Source organism: Mycobacterium sp. pV006 (assembly GCF_041287115.1).
GTDB lineage: Bacteria > Actinomycetota > Actinomycetes > Mycobacteriales > Mycobacteriaceae > Mycobacterium.
The window spans coordinates 26,988-42,677 of sequence record NZ_JBGGKT010000003.1; the positions used below are offsets into that span (position 1 = coordinate 26,988).

Here is a 15,690-nt window from a genome sequence, read left to right on the forward strand (position 1 = left end):
CGATACCTGACTGAACCAGCAGGTCACAGCGATGTACAGCAGCTGTGGAGGCTGAATAACAGAAGGCGGGAACGTCGCCGAATTCGTGGACAACGGTTGTTGTCAACAGTAGCGTGGAAGAGTGCGATCACCGGCGATGGCAACCTCGACCACCGACAACCCTCTCGGGCCTGATTCGCTGACGTGGAAGTACTTCGGCGACGTGCGCACCGGCATGCTCGGCGTGTGGATCGGCGCCATCCAGAACATGTATCCCGAACTCGGCGCCGGCGTCGAGGACCACTCGATCCTGCTGCGCGAGCCCCTGCAGCGGGTGGCCCGGTCGGTCTACCCGATCATGGGCGTGGTGTACGACGGGCAGCGCGCCGCGCAGACCGGCGCGCAGATCCGCAGCTATCACACGACCATCAAAGGGACCGACAGCGCGGGTCGTCGCTACCACGCGCTGAACCCCGAGACGTTCTACTGGGCGCACGCCACCTTCTTCATGCTGATCATCAAGACCGCGGAGTACTTTTGCGGCGGGCTGACCGAAGCCGAGAAGCGCCAGCTCTTCGACGAGCACGTCCAGTGGTACCGCATGTACGGCATGAGCATGCGGCCCGTGCCGGAGTCCTGGGAGGACTTCTGCGAGTACTGGGACCGCAAGTGCGAAGAAGAGCTCGAGATCAACAAGGCCACCCTCGACATCTTCTCGATGCGCATCCCGAAGCCGAAGTTCGTATTGATGCCGACGCCTCTGTGGGACCAGTTGTTCAAGCCGATGGTCGGCGCGCAGCGCTGGATCGCCGCCGGCGTGTTCGATCCCGCCGTGCGCGAGAAAGCCGGGATGCGCTGGACGCCGGGCGACGAGATCCTGCTGCGGCTGTTCGGCAAGTTCGTCGAGCTGGCCTTCGTCGCCGTGCCCGACGAGATCCGGCTGCATCCCCGCGCCGTGGCCGCCTACCGGCGCGCCGAAGGCAAGATCGCCGCGGACGCCCCGCTGGTGGAGGCGCCGGCGTTCATGGCGCCGCCGCGCGATCAACGGCACCTGCCGATCCATTACGTCCCGCCGCACAAGTCCCTCCTCGACCGGGTCGGCTCGCTGCTGCACACCACGTTTTCGCTGGCCGGTGTCAGACCACCGAAAGGCGATAAGGCAGCCTGAGGGCATGCTGGATTGGTCTGATGTAGATATTGCCGTGCGCGACGCTGTCCGCGAGTTCGTGGACAAGGAGATCCGCCCCCATGTCGACGCGCTGGAGAGCGGCGAGATGGAGCCCTACCCCATCATCCGAAAGTTGTTCGCCACGTTCGGTATCGCCGACATGGCCCGCGAATCGCTGAACAAGCGCCTGGATCGGATGCGCGCCGGCGACACCTCGGCGTCGAAGAGTTCCGGCGGCATGTTCGGTGGCGGCGGTTCGCCCGGCATGGGTTTTGTGCTCATCAGTGAGCTCTGCCGGGTGAGCATGGGCGTGGTGACCGGGATGGGCGTCAGCCTGGGCCTCACCGTGCCCACCATCATGAGCCGCGGCACGCTGGCCCAGCAGGAGCGCTGGCTGCCTGACCTGGTGACCTACGACAAGGTCGGCGCGTGGGCCATCACCGAACCCGACTCCGGGTCGGACGCGTTCGGCGGCATGAAGTCCTATGTCGTGCGCGACGGTGACGACTACATCCTCAACGGACAGAAGACGTTCATCACCAATGGTCCCGACGCCGACGTCGTGGTGGTGTACGCCAAGCTCGACGAAGGCGACCCGTCGATCGACAAGCGGGACCGCAAGGTCTTGACCTTCGTCCTCGACAAGGGCATGGACGGCTTCGTGCAGTCGAAACCGTTCCACAAGATGGGCATCCACTCCTCACGCACCGGCGAGCTGTTCTTCAACGACGTCCGCCTGGGCAAGGACCGACTCCTCGGTGAGACCGAGAACAACTCCGCCGGCGACGGTCGCGACAGCGCTCGGTCCAGCTTCTCGGCCGAGCGGATCGGTGTCGCGGCGATGTCTCTCGGCGTCATCGAGGAGTGCCTGCGCCTGAGCGTCGACTACGCGAAGTCACGCACCTTGTGGGGCAAGGAGATCGGCCAGTTCCAGCTGATCCAGCTCAAATTGGCCAACATGGAAGTGGCGCGGATGAACGTGCGCAACATGCTGTTCCGCGTCATCGAAGCCTCCGAAGCCGGGAAGCCGATCTCATTGGCCGAGGCGTCGGCGATCAAGTGGTACTGCTCGCAGGCGGCCACCGACGTGGCCATGGAGGCCGTTCAGCTGTTCGGCGGCAACGGCTACATGACCGAGTACCGCGTGGAACAGCTTGCCCGCGACGCGAAGTCGCTGATGATCTACGCCGGCAGTAACGAGGTGCAGATCACCCACGTCGCGCGCGGGTTGCTGTCGGGGTAGCCCGGGCTTCCGCGCCGTCCACCTATTGGGCGTCGTCTGCGGCCGGGGATTCAACATCGGCCGCGGGCGCCGCCGCCGGCTCCTCGGCCTGCTCGTCGGGCCCCTCCCCGGCGGGCGGTTCGTTCACGGCCCCACCCGTCTCGGCACCGTCGATCTCGGCCTCGTTCGACTCGAGCGGGATGTCTTCGTCGTCGATGATGTCCGGCCCGGTCGGATCCGGGGAACCGGATCCGTCGTCGATTCCGCCGCCGTCGGCGATCGGGCTGTTCTCCTCACTGGTGTCGGGGGCCTCGTCGGTGACCGGTGCGGGATCGCCGCTGCCGGCCGCGATGCGGTTCTGCGCGCCCTCGTCCTCGACACTCAGAGGCGCACTCACCGGTGGCGCGGGAGTCTCGGGCGGAGTGATCGGCGGAGGCTTGAGGATCTCCGGCACACCGACCTCCATGCGAGGTCGGATGTAGGCGGAGTCGATGATCGGGCGCAGGAGGGCGTCCATGAAATCGATGAACTCCGGAGGGAATCCAGCTTCGACCCAGGGGGTGAGCAGCGGCAATCTGGGGGTCGGAATAAGCACGTACGTCGTGGTGCCGCCGAGGTCGTTGGTGACCTCGACAAACCGGGTCGGTTGGGTTCGGACATCGAAGAACGCGCGGTCGACGTGCAGTTCGGCGCCGCCCATGATCGCGTTGACCACGGCGAGGATGTTGAACCAGTTGTCCGGGAAGTCGGAGATTCCGTCGTATTCGGCCGAGATGTTCAGGATGTCGTAGGGCGTCTCCGGGAAGGGGACGTATCGCGCTCCGCCGAGAAGGAACAACAGTGGGACCGGATACGAGTACACCATCGCCGTGAGCTCGCCGGGTAGGGGCCGATCGGGGTCGTCCATCAACCGGCGCAACACTTCCGGCACCGTCGGTGCGCCCTGCGAGACAGCGCCGATGAGCATCACCCCGGACGTGTTCTTGACCGCGTCGTACAGATTGTCGGCTCCCACTCCGATCGAGTAGCCGAAGTCCGGATCACCCGGGAACGGCACGTTGACCCGCTCATAGGAGGCGAGTAGTCCCCCGAACGCCGTCCGCATCTGCTCGTCGGACAACTCCGCGTATCCGCCTTTGCCGCCGATGATCAACGCGGTGGGCTTCGGAGTCTCATCGGCCAGCATCGCGTACTGCCACAAGCCGGTGATCACCCCATCTGAGGGACCTCGCACCGCGGCCGAGAAGACCCCGAGAAGGATGACGCTGAGGAAAACTCCTATGCGATACATGGCCGCACCTACTTCGTCCCGCCCTCCAGCATTTGCTGGTATCGGGCAGGCTACTGCGGGCCGAGCAGCGCGACAATGGATCAAAGGGCCTAGTTCCGGGCCTGGATCTCACCTGGATCCAGGAGGTCTCACCTGGATTATTTCGATGAAACGCGTGCTGATTCCATCGGTGGCGCAGACGTGGGCCACCGGGAGCCCGCCAGCTCTCCGGCAAAGTTACCGAGTTTTTCCAACCTGCCGCTGAGACCGGGTTTCGCGGCGGGTGGGCGGACCGGGCTTCTCGCGCTCGAGACTTCGCTGCGGTGCCGATGTGGCGGCGTCGTCTGCGGACCGGCTCGGTACCGTCTCTTTCTCGGCCTTCTCCGCGGCAGTGGTCTCCTCCCGCAAGAGCGCGGCGGCACCTTCGGTCTCGGCATCCGTTTTCGTGTCGAAATCCGCTCCGCGAGAATCGACCTCAACAGCAGACGAAGCCCGCGCCGGTTGGCCGGCACTGAGTGGCTTGACGAGTTCCACTGCCGAAGAAGACTTTTCATCCTCGGCACTCGAGGTGATCGCCGACCGCACCCCGACCGGGGCGCGGTTGTACGCCGAGTCGATGACGGGCCGCAACAATCCGTCGAGGAACCGGACGAAATCGGTGGCCACACCGTTGGGCGCCAATGGACGCAACAGCGGCAGGATCGGTGTCGGGATCAGGATGCTCGTCGTCTTGCCGCCGAGTCCGTTGACGCTCTCGGTGTAGTACGGCGCCTCGCGGGGGACCAGATCGATGTCGTAAAAGGCCGCGTCGACATGGAACTGGGTGGCGCCCATCAGCGCGTTGACCACGGCCAGGAAGTTCAGCGTGTTGTCCGGCCAATCGGCGAGACCGTCGTACTGCGCCTTGACGATCAGCACGTCATACGGCGTCTCCGGCAACGGACGGTACGGGACCCCGTTCCGCGCGAAGACGGTCCGGTTGGGGTAGCCGTAGATGACGGCGTTCAGTTCGGCCGGGGCCGGGCGGTCATCGTCTTCCATCAACCGGCGCAGAACCTCATCGATCACGGGTGCCCCCTTGGAAACCCCACCGAGGGTTTTCGGTCCCGGGGTCTCGGCGATCGCGGTCATCATGTTGTCGGCCCCGACGTCGATGGAATAGCCGAGGCCGGCCCATCCCGGGAACTCCACCTTGACCAGGTCGTAGGTGGCGAAGTAACCGCCGAGCGCAGAACGGATCTGTTGTTCGTCCAGTTCGGCGTAGGGGCCGGCGCCACCCACGATCAGTGCCGTGTCACCCGTCGCGATCCCGGGCGAGAGCCCGACCAGAGCAGCACTGATCAACACAGCCAAACGCTTCATGGCGCCCCCCTGCCAAAGAAACTCCCCCACCGCGGATTTGCTGAATCCGCACAAGTTAACCGGGGTCAGGGTACCCGATCCGCAGCCGTGGGCATACAACCTGAGATGGGACGGGCGTACAGCAAATCGGTGGGCTCACCGCCCCATGGGCGGTGATCTTTGCTGTCACCCGAATATCCGCGTCAATTAGGCAATTCCACGCTTAGCCCGATGGCGATCGAAGACGAAACCCAGCCATCCCGCGGTGGATTGGAGCCCCGGGTGCGGAGCGCGCCGAGGCGGCGCATACCGTCCTGCGCGAATCCAGCTACTGCCGAGGCGCAAGCTGACGTCATGTCTAGGTCGCGGCCCGCCGGTGGACCCGCGCGCTCTGGTACAGACAGATCGCGGCTGCCGACGCGATGTTCAGACTTTCGGCGCCGCCGACCATCGGGATGTGCACGCGGCGATCGGCCGCATCCGCCAGCGTCGCCGGAAGTCCGTGTGCCTCGGACCCGAACAACCAGGCAGTCGGCGGGCCCAGCTCGGCGTCATCGAGGCTCACATCGCCATCGAGAACGGTTGCCAGCACCTGCATCCCGGCCTGCCGGAGCCGCGCGACGACGCTGTGCTCGTCGGGCTCGCTGAGCACCGGGATGGAGAAGATGCTCCCGGCCGATGCCCGCAGACACTTGCCGTTGAAGGGATCGACGGAAGCCCCTGCCAGCACGACCGCGTCGGCACCCATCGCGTCCGCGACCCGGATCACGGTGCCGGCGTTACCCGGTTCGGAGATGCCGACCGGAACGGCGACCAGTTGCGGGCTGTCCGCGAGTAGCGCGGTGAGATCGATGTCGGGCATCGTGCACACCGCTACCAGACCGACCGGTGTCACGGTGTCCGACAGAGCTTTTGCTGCCCGCTCGGTGACCAGTTGCACCGGCGCTCCGGTCAGCAGCGTGCCGAAGCGTTCAGCCGCGGCCTCGGTCGCGAACACCTCGGAGACAAGTCCGCGCCGCAACGCTGCCTCGACGAGGTTGGGGCCTTCGGCGAGGAAGCGTGCGGCGCGGCGGCGCCCAGTGTGGCGGTGCAGCTTGACCGCTGCGACCACCCGGGCAGATCGCTCGGTGAGGGTCAGGCAGCCTCGCCTGACGGAGCGTTGACATCCTCGGGCAGCGCGGCCTTGGCGACCTCGACCAGCGCGGCGAACGCAGCCGGATCGCTCACCGCGATCTCGGCGAGGTTCTTGCGGTCGACCTCGACGCCAGCGGCCTTGAGCCCCTGGATCAGCCGGTTGTAGGTGATGCCGTTGGCGCGGGCGGCCGCGTTGATGCGGGTGATCCACAGCTTGCGGAAGTCGCCCTTGCGGGCCTTGCGGTCACGGTAGGCATAGGTCAGGGAGTGCAGCTGCTGCTCTTTGGCCTTGCGGTACAGGCGTGACCGCTGGCCGCGGTAGCCCTTCGAAGCCTTGAGGATGGTGCGCCGCTTCTTCTGCGCGTTGACTGCGCGTTTCACGCGTGCCATGGGTTGTTCCTATTCTCGTACGGGTCAGTTCGTGCCGACGGATGCACCGTCGGGGCGCTGGGGCTGGGTGATCAGCCGTCCAGCATCTTCGCGATGCGCTTGGCGTCGTTACCCGACACCGTGGTGCGGCCGTCGAGCCGACGCGTGCGGGTCGAGGGCTTGTGCTCGAGAAGGTGCCTGCGGTTGGCCTTCTGGCGCATGATCTTTCCGGTCCCGGTGCGACGGAACCGCTTCGAAGCGCCGCTGTGGGTCTTCGCCTTGGGCATGTTTCCTCAGTTCTGTGTGTCGGTCTGGTTGTCGGCCGGCGCGTCTCCGGAGCCCCCGGTCGGCGCGTCGGCGTCGTGCGCCGCCTTGGCGCGAGTCTTCGCGCCGCGGTGCGGAGCCAGCACCATCGTCATGTTGCGACCGTCCTGCTTCGCGGACGTCTCGACGAAGCCGTACTCGGCCACGTCGGCACCCAGGCGCTGCAGGAGGCGGAAGCCCAGTTCGGGACGCGACTGCTCGCGCCCTCGGAACATGATCGTCACCTTGACCTTCGACCCGGCTTCCAGGAAGCGGATGACGTGACCCTTCTTGGTCTCGTAGTCGTGCGGATCGATCTTGGGACGCAGCTTCTGCTCTTTGACGACGGTCTGCTGCTGGTTCTTGCGAGACTCGCGCGCCTTTTGGGCTGTCTCGTACTTGTACTTGCCGTAGTCCATGATCTTGCAGACGGGTGGTCTGGCATTCGGAGCTACTTCGACGAGATCGAGATCAGCATCCGCGGCGACGCGGAGAGCATCTTCGATGCGCACGATGCCTACCTGTTCACCGCCTGGTCCGATCAGGCGAACCTCAGGTACGCGAATGCGCTCGTTGACGCGGGTCTCAGTGCTGATGGGGCCTCCTATGTTGTCCTCAAGGAGCCCCAAACCACGGCACTGCTCCACCGAGAGCAGGAAGCCCTGCTCGCAGCAGGGCCCAGTGCCGACCAGAACAGGCATCGTCGATGCCTGTGACCGGACCGCTGTACCTTCGATCAAGCATCGGTCAGCGGTGGGAGCGGGACTCCACTTGTGCGCCCAGCGTTCGCCGGGGCGGTCGCGCGTGCAAGTCTAGCAGCTATGACCGATGATCCCGCACACGCCGAAGCCGGGGACTCCCCGCCCGTCCGCGAACTCGCCGACGTGCCCGCCGTCGAGGTGATCACCCGGGCCGCCGTGATGCTGATGAGCGCCGCGGCCGAGAAGCTCGGACTGTCCGCCGAGGATCCCGACGACAGCCCGCATCGCGACCTCGACGAGGCGCGCCGCCTGATCACCGCCCTGGCCGGGCTGGTCACCGCATCCGCCGAGTACCTCGGCCCGCACGCGGGTCCGGTGCGCGACGGCCTCAAGACCCTGCAGTTGGCGTTCCGCGAGTCCAGCGCGGCTCCCGACGAGCCCGGCAAAGGTCCCGGAGAGAAATACACCGGCCCCGTTTGGTAGCGCGTTTCCCGCGTCTGAGCGCCTTTCGCGAATAGTGTCGCGGCCTATGACGCACATCACGGGCACCCATGCGGATTCGGCGGCCCGCTACCGGTGGGTGCCGACTGCGGCCGGATGGGTTGTCGGTGTCATCGCAACGCTGTCGCTGCTCGCGAGTGTGTCGCCGCTCGTGCGGTCGCTGATCCGGGTGCCCCGGGAATTCGTCGACGACTACATCTTCAATTTCCCCGACACCAGCTTCGCGTGGGCGTTCGTCCTGGCGTTGTTGGCCGCGGCACTGGCCGCCCGCAAACGGATCGCGTGGTGGCTCCTGGTCGGCTACCTCGTCGCCGCCGCGGCCTGGAACGTCGGGGAGTTGGTCGGTGGCGACGAGCGGCCGATGCAACAGGTCGGCGAGCTGGTCGGTCTGGGCTTCCACGTCGTTGCGATCGCGGTTCTCCTGTTGGCGCGTGCGCAGTTCTGGGCGCGGGTGCGGCGTGGGGCGCTGGTCAAGGCCGCGCTGCTGCTCGTGGCCGGGATGGGGCTCGGGACGCTCCTCGGATGGGCCTTGCTCGAGGTGTTTCCCGGCACCCTGGAACGGCCGTACCGCTTCTGGTATGCGCTGAACCGGGTCAGCGCCTTCGCCGGTGTCGACGCCGAGTCGTTCAGCGGGGAACCGCATGTGTTCGTCAATGCGCTGCTCGGTCTGTTCGGCGCGCTGGCGCTGATGGCGGCTGCGGTCGTGCTGTTCCAGTCGCAGCGCGCGGTCAACGCGCTGACCGGAGAGGATGAGTCGGCGATCCGGGGCCTGCTGGAGGCGTACGGCAAGAACGACTCGCTCGGCTATTTCGCCACCCGTCGGGACAAGGCGGTGGTGTTCGCGGCGAACGGCCGTGCTGCGGTCACCTACCGAGTCGAGGTCGGCGTGTGCCTGGCCAGCGGCGACCCGGTCGGCGATCCGAAGGCGTGGCCGGCGGCGATCGACGCGTGGCTGCAGCTGTGTCAGCGCTACGGGTGGGCAGCCGGAGTCATGGGGGCGTCCGCGTCCGGAGCCCAGGCGTTCCGCAACGCCGGCCTGAGTGCACTGCAACTCGGGGACGAAGCGATCCTGCACACCGATGAGTTCAGGCTCTCCGGGCCGGACATGCGCGCAGTGCGCCAAGCCGTCACCCGAGCCCGCCGTGCCGGTGTCACTGTGCGGGTGCGCCGACACCGCATGTTGAGCGACGACGAGATGGCCGCCGTGATCCGCCGTGCCGACGAATGGCGGGACACCGAGGACGAGCGCGGCTTCTCCATGGCGCTGGGACGGCTCGGCGACCCCGCCGACGGCGGCTGCCTGCTGGTCGAAGCGGTCAGCGGCGACGAGGTTGTCGCGATGCTGTCCCTGGTGCCGTGGGGCACCAACGGGGTGTCGTTGGACCTGATGCGGCGCTCCCGCCAGTCCCCCAACGGCACCGTCGAGTTGATGGTGAGCGAACTCTGCCTACAGGGCGAGGACATCGGCATCACGCGGATCTCGTTGAACTTCGCGATGTTCCGGTCGGCGTTCGAGCAGGGTGCACAGTTGGGCGCAGGCCCCGTCGCCCGACTGTGGCGGTGGCTACTGGTGTTCTTCTCCCGTTGGTGGCAATTGGAGACCCTCTACCGATCGAACATGAAGTACCAGCCGGAATGGGTGCCGCGGTACGCCTGCTACGAAGACACCCGCGAGCTGCCGCGTGTCGGGGTCGCCTCGGTGATCGCCGAAGGCTTTCTGGTGCTGCCGTTCTCGCGGCGCCACGAGCAACCCCACACGGGTCGGCACGTGGCAGCACCGGGCGCTCTGGTGGCCACCGGCCTGCTACACAGCGACGGCACCGCCCCGGACGCAGCTGCGATCGCGGACCGGTCCCCCGACGACGAGACCCCGCGGCTCCCCGAACAGGTCCGGGTCCGCATGGCAAAGCTGAAATCGTTACAGGACAACGGCATCGACGCCTACCCCGTCGGGGTGCCACCGACCCACACCGTGGCGCAAGCCCTCGCCGCGGCCGCCGGCACGACTGTCACCGTCGCCGGCCGGGTGCTTCGGTTGCGCGACTACGGCGGGGTGTTGTTCGTACAGTTGCGGGACTGGTCGGCTGAAATACAGTTGGTGCTCGATAGTTCGCTGCTCGTCGACACCACCACCGCGGACTTCACCGGTGCGATCGACCTGGGCGACCTGGTCGAGGCCACGGGAACGATGGGGCACAGCAGATCTGGAGTCTGGTCGTTGCTGCTGACGCGGTGGCGCCTGATCGGCAAGTGCCTGCGGCCCCTACCGGACAAATGGAAGGGATTGACCGACCAGGAGGCCAGAGTGCGTGCCCGCTACGTCGACCTGGCGGTCAACACCGATGCCCGGGACCTGATCAAGGCGCGTAGCGCAGTGCTGCACGCCATCCGGGAAACGTTGGTGGGCAAAGGATTTCTGGAGGTAGAGACGCCGATACTGCAGCAGATCCACGGCGGCGCGAACGCCCGCCCGTTCCTGACCCACATCAACGCCTATGACCTCGACCTGTATTTGCGCATCGCCCCGGAGCTGTACCTCAAACGCCTGTGTGTCGGCGGTGTGGAGCGGGTCTTCGAGCTGGGTCGGGCGTTCCGCAACGAAGGGGTGGACTTCAGCCACAACCCGGAGTTCACGCTGCTCGAGGCTTATCAGGCTCACGCCGACTACCACGTGTGGATCGACGGCTGCCGGGAACTGATCCAGAACGCCGCCCTGGCCGCCAACGGATCCCAGGTGTTCCTGCGGCCACGCGAGGACGGCACGCTCGAACCGGTCGACGTCTCCGGGCAGTGGGCCGTCAAGACGGTCCACGACGCGGTGTCCGAGGCTCTCGGCGAACACATCGAACCCGACACCGACCTGGCGACGCTGCGCCGTCTCTGCGACGCGACCGGTATCCCGTACCTGACCCATTGGGACGCCGGCGCGGTGGTGTTGGAGCTCTACGAGCATCTCGTCGAGGACCGGACGCAGGAGCCGACGTTCTATAAGGACTTCCCCACCTCCGTCTCGCCCCTGACTCGACCACACCGCAGCATCTCCGGTGTCGCCGAGCGGTGGGACCTGGTCGCGTGGGGGGTCGAGTTGGGCACCGCCTACAGCGAGCTCACCGATCCGGTGGAGCAGCGCCGACGCCTGCAGGAGCAGTCGCTGCTGGCGGCCGGCGGTGATCCCGAGGCGATGGAACTCGACGAGGATTTCCTCCAGGCCATGGAGTACGCCATGCCGCCGACGGGAGGGCTGGGCATGGGCGTGGACCGGGTCGTCATGTTGATCACCGGCCGCTCGATCCGCGAGACACTGCCGTTCCCGCTGGCCAAGCCGCGGTAACGCGCCCGCAGTAGCGTGGGTTCATGCCCGAGGAAGTGACACCCGAACCGCAGCCGGTCCCTCAGGAGGAGACCGGCTACACCGCCGACGGGGTGCCGACGTTCGACGCGGTACGCGAGAAGATCGAGACCCGCTACGGCACCGCCATCGGTTCGTCTGAACTGGCCGCCGAGACGGGAGAGGGCCGTGCCGTCGAGGAGCAGTACGACGCACGGAAGCGCGCCGCGGCAGAGAAACTCGCCCAGATCCGCAAGTCGATGTCAGAAGGTGGCTAGCGCGCGGTTCACGGCGGCGCAGCGACGCGCCCGTCTGGCCCGTCGCCATCACCTGGCCGGTGGTGTGTCCGCCGGCGCGTCGGTCGAGACGGTGACCGCCTCCCTGGTGGGACTGCATTCGACCGACCCCGCCACCCCGTATATGTCGCTGTGGGCGCGGCTGCCGGATTTCACGGTGGTCGATCTCGACGATGCTCTCTACGAACGACATTCATTGGTCAAGCAGCTGGCTATGCGGCGCACTTTGTGGATGGTCCGCACAGAAGACCTCTCTGCGGTGCAGGTGGCAGCGAGCGAGCGCGTGGCTGCCAACGAGACGCGACGGCTCGTCGCCGACGCCGAGAAGGCAGGCGTGGCCGCTGATGGCGCAGCCTGGCTCGAGACCGCGGCCGCGGCGGTGATCGACCATCTGCGCACTGCCGGACCGTGCACGGCGCGTCAGTTGCGCGAGGCGCTCCCGGAACTGACCGGCACCCATGACCCGGCACCGGGGAAGCACTATGGCGGAGAGGGACATCTGGCGCCCCGAGTCCTGACAGTGCTGGCCGCCCGCGGTGAGCTCGTGCGCGGCCCCAATGACGGCGGCTGGACGTCGTCGCGGCCACGATGGACAACCGCGGCCCAGTGGCTGCCTCCCGCGACCGCCGTCGAGCCGAATCGAGCCCGCGCGGAACTCGTGCGCCGGTGGCTACATGCGTTCGGGCCCGCGACGGTCAACGACCTGAAGTGGTGGTTCGGCAACACCGTGGGGTGGGCACGGCAGGCGCTGGTCGATGTCGACGCGGTCGAGGTCGACCTGGACGGGGTGTCCGGCTACGTCCTACCCGGCGACGACGGACCTGATCCCGAGGTCGAGCCGTGGTGTGCGCTGCTGCCCGGTCTCGACGTCACCACCATGGGCTGGGCCGACCGGGGTTGGTACCTGGACGCGCATCGCGAAGCGGTGTTCGATCGCAACGGCAACGGTGGCCCGACGATCTGGGTGGACGGCCGCATCGTCGGAGCCTGGACTCAGGACGCCGAGGCGCGTGTGCGGCTCGTGTTTCTCGAGGACATCGACCGCGGCATGCAGAAGACACTCGCCGGGCGCGCCGACGCGCTGACGGAATGGCTGGCCGGGGTGCGGGTGAGCCCGCGGTTCCCGTCGCCGGCCTGCAAGAGCATCGCCGTCAGGCGCTGACCTTGCTGCGGCTGCGCGTCTTCGCCTTCGGTTTCTGCTTCGGACGTGACATGCCCAGCGTCTCGGCGAGGAAGTGTCCGGTGTAGCTGTCGGGGTTGAGCGCCACGTCCTCCGGTGTGCCGGTGGCCACCACGGTGCCACCGCCCGACCCGCCCTCGGGTCCCATGTCGATGATCCAGTCCGAGGTCTTGATGACGTCGAGATTGTGCTCGATGACGATGACCGTATTGCCCTTGTCCACGAGTCCGTTGATGACCGTGAGCAACTTGCGGATGTCCTCGAAATGCAGACCGGTGGTCGGCTCGTCGAGGATGTAGATGGTCCGGCCCGTCGACCGCTTCTGCAGTTCGGAGGCGAGCTTCACGCGTTGCGCCTCGCCACCCGAGAGCGTCGGCGCCGGTTGCCCGAGCCGCACGTATCCAAGCCCGACGTCGACCAGCGTCTTGAGATACCGGTGGATCGAGCTGATGGGGGCGAAGAACTCCGCGGCCTCTTCGATCGACATGTCCAGCACTTCGGCGATGGTCTTGCCCTTGTAGTGCACCTCGAGGGTCTCGCGGTTGTACCGCGCACCGTGGCAGACCTCGCAGGGCACGTACACGTCGGGCAGGAAGTTCATCTCGATCTTGATGGTGCCGTCGCCCGAACAGGCCTCGCAGCGGCCGCCTTTGACGTTGAACGAGAACCGGCCCGGCTGGTAACCACGGACCTTGGCCTCGGTGGTCGCCGCGAACAGGGTGCGGATCTTGTCGAACACCCCGGTATAGGTGGCCGGGTTGGACCGCGGAGTCCGCCCGATCGGTGACTGGTCCACCCGCACCAGCTTGTCGAGCTGGTCAAGGCCGTTGACCCGGGTGTGGCGGCCCGGCACCAGTCGGGCGCCGTTGAGCTTGTTCGCCAACACCGACGCGAGGATGTCGTTGACCAGGGTCGACTTTCCCGACCCGGACACGCCGGTCACCGAGGTCAGCACTCCCAGGGGGAACGCGACGTCGACGTCACGCAGGTTGTGCTCGCGGGCGCCGACGACCGTCAACTGTCGTTTCTTGTCGACCACCCGCCGCAGCGGGGGGACCTCGATCTCCTCCTTGCCCGAGAGGTAGGCGCCGGTGATCGAGTTCGGGTTCTTCAGCAGTTCGGCGTAGGGCCCGCTGTGCACGATCTGGCCACCGTGCTCACCGGCGGCCGGACCGATGTCGACCACCCAATCGGCGTGGGCGATGGTGTCGAGATCGTGTTCGACCACGATCAAGGTGTTGCCGAGGTCGCGCAGTCGCACCAGAGTGTCGATCAATCGGCGGTTGTCCCGTTGATGCAGACCGATCGAGGGCTCGTCGAGCACGTAGAGCACCCCGACCAGACCCGAGCCGATCTGCGTGGCCAACCGGATCCGTTGTGCCTCACCGCCGGACAGTGTTCCCGCCGCGCGGGACAGCGACAGATAGTCCAGGCCGACATCGAGCAGGAAGCCGAGGCGCGACTGGATCTCCTTCAGCACCTGGCCGGCGATCGCCGCTTCCCGCGGTCCCAACGTCAGTGCGTTGAGGAATTCCGCGCACTCCGCGATGGACAGTTCGGCGACCTCGGCGATGGACTTGGCGCCGAACGACCCCGCGGTCATCGTCACCGCGAGGATCTCCGGCTTGAGCCGGGTGCCGTCGCATTCCGGGCAGGGCACATCGCGCATGTAGCCCTCGAGCCGCTCCTTCATCTGCTCGGAGTCGGTCTGCTCCATGCGGCGGTGCAGATAGGCCATCACGCCCTCGAAGTCGGCGTAGTAGGACCGGGTGCGCCCGTAGCGGTTCTTGTAGCGCACGTGGACCTGCTCGTCGCATCCCTCGAGGATGGCGCGGCGCGCCTTCGCCGGCAGCTTCTTCCACGGGGTGTTGACGTCGAAGCCGAGTTGGTCGCCGAGCCCCGACAGCATCCGGGTGAAGTACTCGGCGGTGTGTCCCATCGACCAGGGGGCCACCGCGCCTTCTGCCAACGTCAACTCCGGGTCCGGGATGACGAGGTCGGGGTCGACCTCTTTGCGGATGCCGAGACCGAGGCATTCCGGGCATGCGCCGTACGGGGAGTTGAACGAGAACGACCGTGGTTCGAGGTCGTCGACGGCCAGTGGGTGACCGTTGGGGCAGGCCAGCTTCTCCGAGAACCGCTGCTCGCGGTGCGGATGGTCGTCCTCGCGGTCGACGAACTCGAGGACCACGATGCCGTCGGCGAGGTTCAGCGCCGTCTCCACCGAGTCGGTCAGCCGCTGCTTGGAGCTGGCTTTGACGGTCAGGCGGTCGACGACCACCTCGATGTCGTGCTTCTCCTGCTTCTTGAGCTTCGGCGGATCGGTCAGCGAATGCACCACCCCGTCGACGCGCACGCGGCTGTAACCCTGCGTGTTCAACTTCTCGAACAGGTCGACGAACTCGCCCTTGCGGGTCCGGACCACCGGAGCGAGAACCTGGAAGCGCAGCCCCTCGTCCATCGCGAGGACCTGGTCGACGATCTGCTGGGGCGTCTGGCGGGCGATGCGCTCGCCGCACACCGGACAGTGCGGAGTGCCCGCGCGGGCGTACAGCAGCCGGAGGTAGTCGTAGACCTCGGTGATGGTGCCCACCGTCGACCGCGGGTTGCGGTTGGTGGACTTCTGGTCGATCGACACCGCAGGTGAGAGACCTTCGATGAAGTCGACGTCGGGTTTGTCCATCTGTCCGAGGAACTGCCGGGCGTAGGCCGAGAGCGACTCGACGTACCGGCGCTGCCCCTCGGCGAAGATGGTGTCGAACGCCAACGACGATTTACCGGAGCCCGAGAGCCCGGTGAACACGATCATCGCGTCGCGCGGCAGGTCGAGATCGACCCCACGGAGGTTGTGCTCACGGGCACCCTTGACGATCAGGCGGTCGGCCAACGATGTCCTTT

General features: G+C 66.7%; 13 protein-coding genes. 6 read left to right on the forward strand and 7 right to left on the reverse strand.

What is annotated here, in order from left to right:
• Positions 1-136 precede the first annotated feature (136 nt).
• Positions 137-1,147, forward strand: a complete 1,011-nt coding sequence (locus tag ACAG25_RS06125; protein ID WP_370487444.1) for an oxygenase MpaB family protein — start codon at positions 137-139, stop codon at positions 1,145-1,147.
• A gap of 4 nt (positions 1,148-1,151) precedes the next feature.
• The gene (locus ACAG25_RS06130; RefSeq protein WP_370487445.1) at positions 1,152-2,390 is read left to right on the forward strand and encodes an acyl-CoA dehydrogenase family protein; all 1,239 of its coding nucleotides are present in this window, start codon (positions 1,152-1,154) and stop codon (positions 2,388-2,390) included.
• Positions 2,391-2,412: 22 nt separating this feature from the next.
• Here ACAG25_RS06130 and ACAG25_RS06135 read toward each other — a convergent pair whose 3' ends face one another.
• The 6 genes from ACAG25_RS06135 to infC all read right to left on the reverse strand — a co-directional run bounded on the left by ACAG25_RS06135 (position 2,413) and on the right by infC (position 7,382).
• Positions 2,413-3,660 carry a PE-PPE domain-containing protein gene (locus ACAG25_RS06135; protein WP_370487447.1) on the reverse strand — a complete coding sequence of 416 codons (1,248 nt, stop codon included), beginning with the start codon at positions 3,658-3,660 and terminating at the stop codon, positions 2,413-2,415.
• A 216-nt stretch (positions 3,661-3,876) separates the two neighbouring features.
• The gene (locus tag ACAG25_RS06140) at positions 3,877-5,001 is read right to left on the reverse strand and encodes a PE-PPE domain-containing protein (RefSeq protein ID WP_370487448.1); all 1,125 of its coding nucleotides are present in this window, start codon (positions 4,999-5,001) and stop codon (positions 3,877-3,879) included.
• 337 nt (positions 5,002-5,338) lie between these two features.
• On the reverse strand, positions 5,339-6,091 hold the full coding sequence (locus ACAG25_RS06145; RefSeq protein WP_370487449.1) for a TrmH family RNA methyltransferase: 753 nt from the start codon (positions 6,089-6,091) through the stop codon (positions 5,339-5,341).
• Positions 6,092-6,114: 23 nt separating this feature from the next.
• The gene (gene rplT, locus ACAG25_RS06150) at positions 6,115-6,504 is read right to left on the reverse strand and encodes a 50S ribosomal protein L20 (protein WP_370487450.1); all 390 of its coding nucleotides are present in this window, start codon (positions 6,502-6,504) and stop codon (positions 6,115-6,117) included.
• A gap of 71 nt (positions 6,505-6,575) precedes the next feature.
• Entirely contained in the window at positions 6,576-6,770 is a 195-nt protein-coding gene (gene rpmI / locus ACAG25_RS06155) for a 50S ribosomal protein L35 (RefSeq protein WP_370487451.1), read from the reverse strand.
• A 6-nt stretch (positions 6,771-6,776) separates the two neighbouring features.
• Positions 6,777-7,382 carry a translation initiation factor IF-3 gene (gene infC / locus ACAG25_RS06160; RefSeq protein ID WP_370487747.1) on the reverse strand — a complete coding sequence of 202 codons (606 nt, stop codon included), beginning with the start codon at positions 7,380-7,382 and terminating at the stop codon, positions 6,777-6,779.
• A 225-nt stretch (positions 7,383-7,607) separates the two neighbouring features.
• Here infC and ACAG25_RS06165 point away from each other — a divergent pair, with 225 nt between their 5' ends.
• From ACAG25_RS06165 to ACAG25_RS06180, 4 genes are read left to right on the forward strand one after another with little or no spacing between them, the layout of a single operon-like run.
• Positions 7,608-7,970, forward strand: a complete 363-nt coding sequence (locus ACAG25_RS06165) for a DUF1844 domain-containing protein (RefSeq protein WP_370487452.1) — start codon at positions 7,608-7,610, stop codon at positions 7,968-7,970.
• A gap of 46 nt (positions 7,971-8,016) precedes the next feature.
• Positions 8,017-11,319, forward strand: coding sequence for a bifunctional lysylphosphatidylglycerol synthetase/lysine--tRNA ligase LysX (gene lysX, locus ACAG25_RS06170; RefSeq protein ID WP_370487453.1), 3,303 nt, complete (start codon positions 8,017-8,019; stop codon positions 11,317-11,319).
• Between the two features lie 23 nt (positions 11,320-11,342).
• Positions 11,343-11,594 (forward strand): hypothetical protein, encoded by a 252-nt coding sequence (locus ACAG25_RS06175; RefSeq protein WP_370487454.1) that lies wholly within the window; start codon positions 11,343-11,345, stop codon positions 11,592-11,594.
• Entirely contained in the window at positions 11,587-12,774 is a 1,188-nt protein-coding gene (locus tag ACAG25_RS06180) for a winged helix DNA-binding domain-containing protein (RefSeq protein ID WP_370487455.1), read from the forward strand. The genes ACAG25_RS06175 and ACAG25_RS06180 overlap by 8 nt, the downstream gene beginning before the upstream one ends.
• Here ACAG25_RS06180 and uvrA read toward each other — a convergent pair.
• Complete coding sequence (gene uvrA / locus ACAG25_RS06185) at positions 12,764-15,679, reverse strand: excinuclease ABC subunit UvrA (RefSeq protein WP_370487456.1); 2,916 nt, start codon at positions 15,677-15,679, stop codon at positions 12,764-12,766. The two genes, ACAG25_RS06180 and uvrA, sit on opposite strands and share 11 nt — an antisense overlap.
• Positions 15,680-15,690 lie beyond the last annotated feature (11 nt).

Coding starts and splice junctions, on each gene's coding strand:
- ACAG25_RS06125 (WP_370487444.1), top strand. CDS start 137: ATGGCAACCTCGACCACCGACAACCCTCTCGGGCCTGATTCGCTGACG.
- ACAG25_RS06130 (WP_370487445.1), top strand. CDS start 1,152: ATGCTGGATTGGTCTGATGTAGATATTGCCGTGCGCGACGCTGTCCGC.
- ACAG25_RS06135 (WP_370487447.1), bottom strand. CDS start 3,660: ATGTATCGCATAGGAGTTTTCCTCAGCGTCATCCTTCTCGGGGTCTTC.
- ACAG25_RS06140 (WP_370487448.1), bottom strand. CDS start 5,001: ATGAAGCGTTTGGCTGTGTTGATCAGTGCTGCTCTGGTCGGGCTCTCG.
- rplT (WP_370487450.1), bottom strand. CDS start 6,504: ATGGCACGCGTGAAACGCGCAGTCAACGCGCAGAAGAAGCGGCGCACC.
- rpmI (WP_370487451.1), bottom strand. CDS start 6,770: ATGCCCAAGGCGAAGACCCACAGCGGCGCTTCGAAGCGGTTCCGTCGC.
- ACAG25_RS06165 (WP_370487452.1), top strand. CDS start 7,608: ATGACCGATGATCCCGCACACGCCGAAGCCGGGGACTCCCCGCCCGTC.
- lysX (WP_370487453.1), top strand. CDS start 8,017: ATGACGCACATCACGGGCACCCATGCGGATTCGGCGGCCCGCTACCGG.
- ACAG25_RS06175 (WP_370487454.1), top strand. CDS start 11,343: ATGCCCGAGGAAGTGACACCCGAACCGCAGCCGGTCCCTCAGGAGGAG.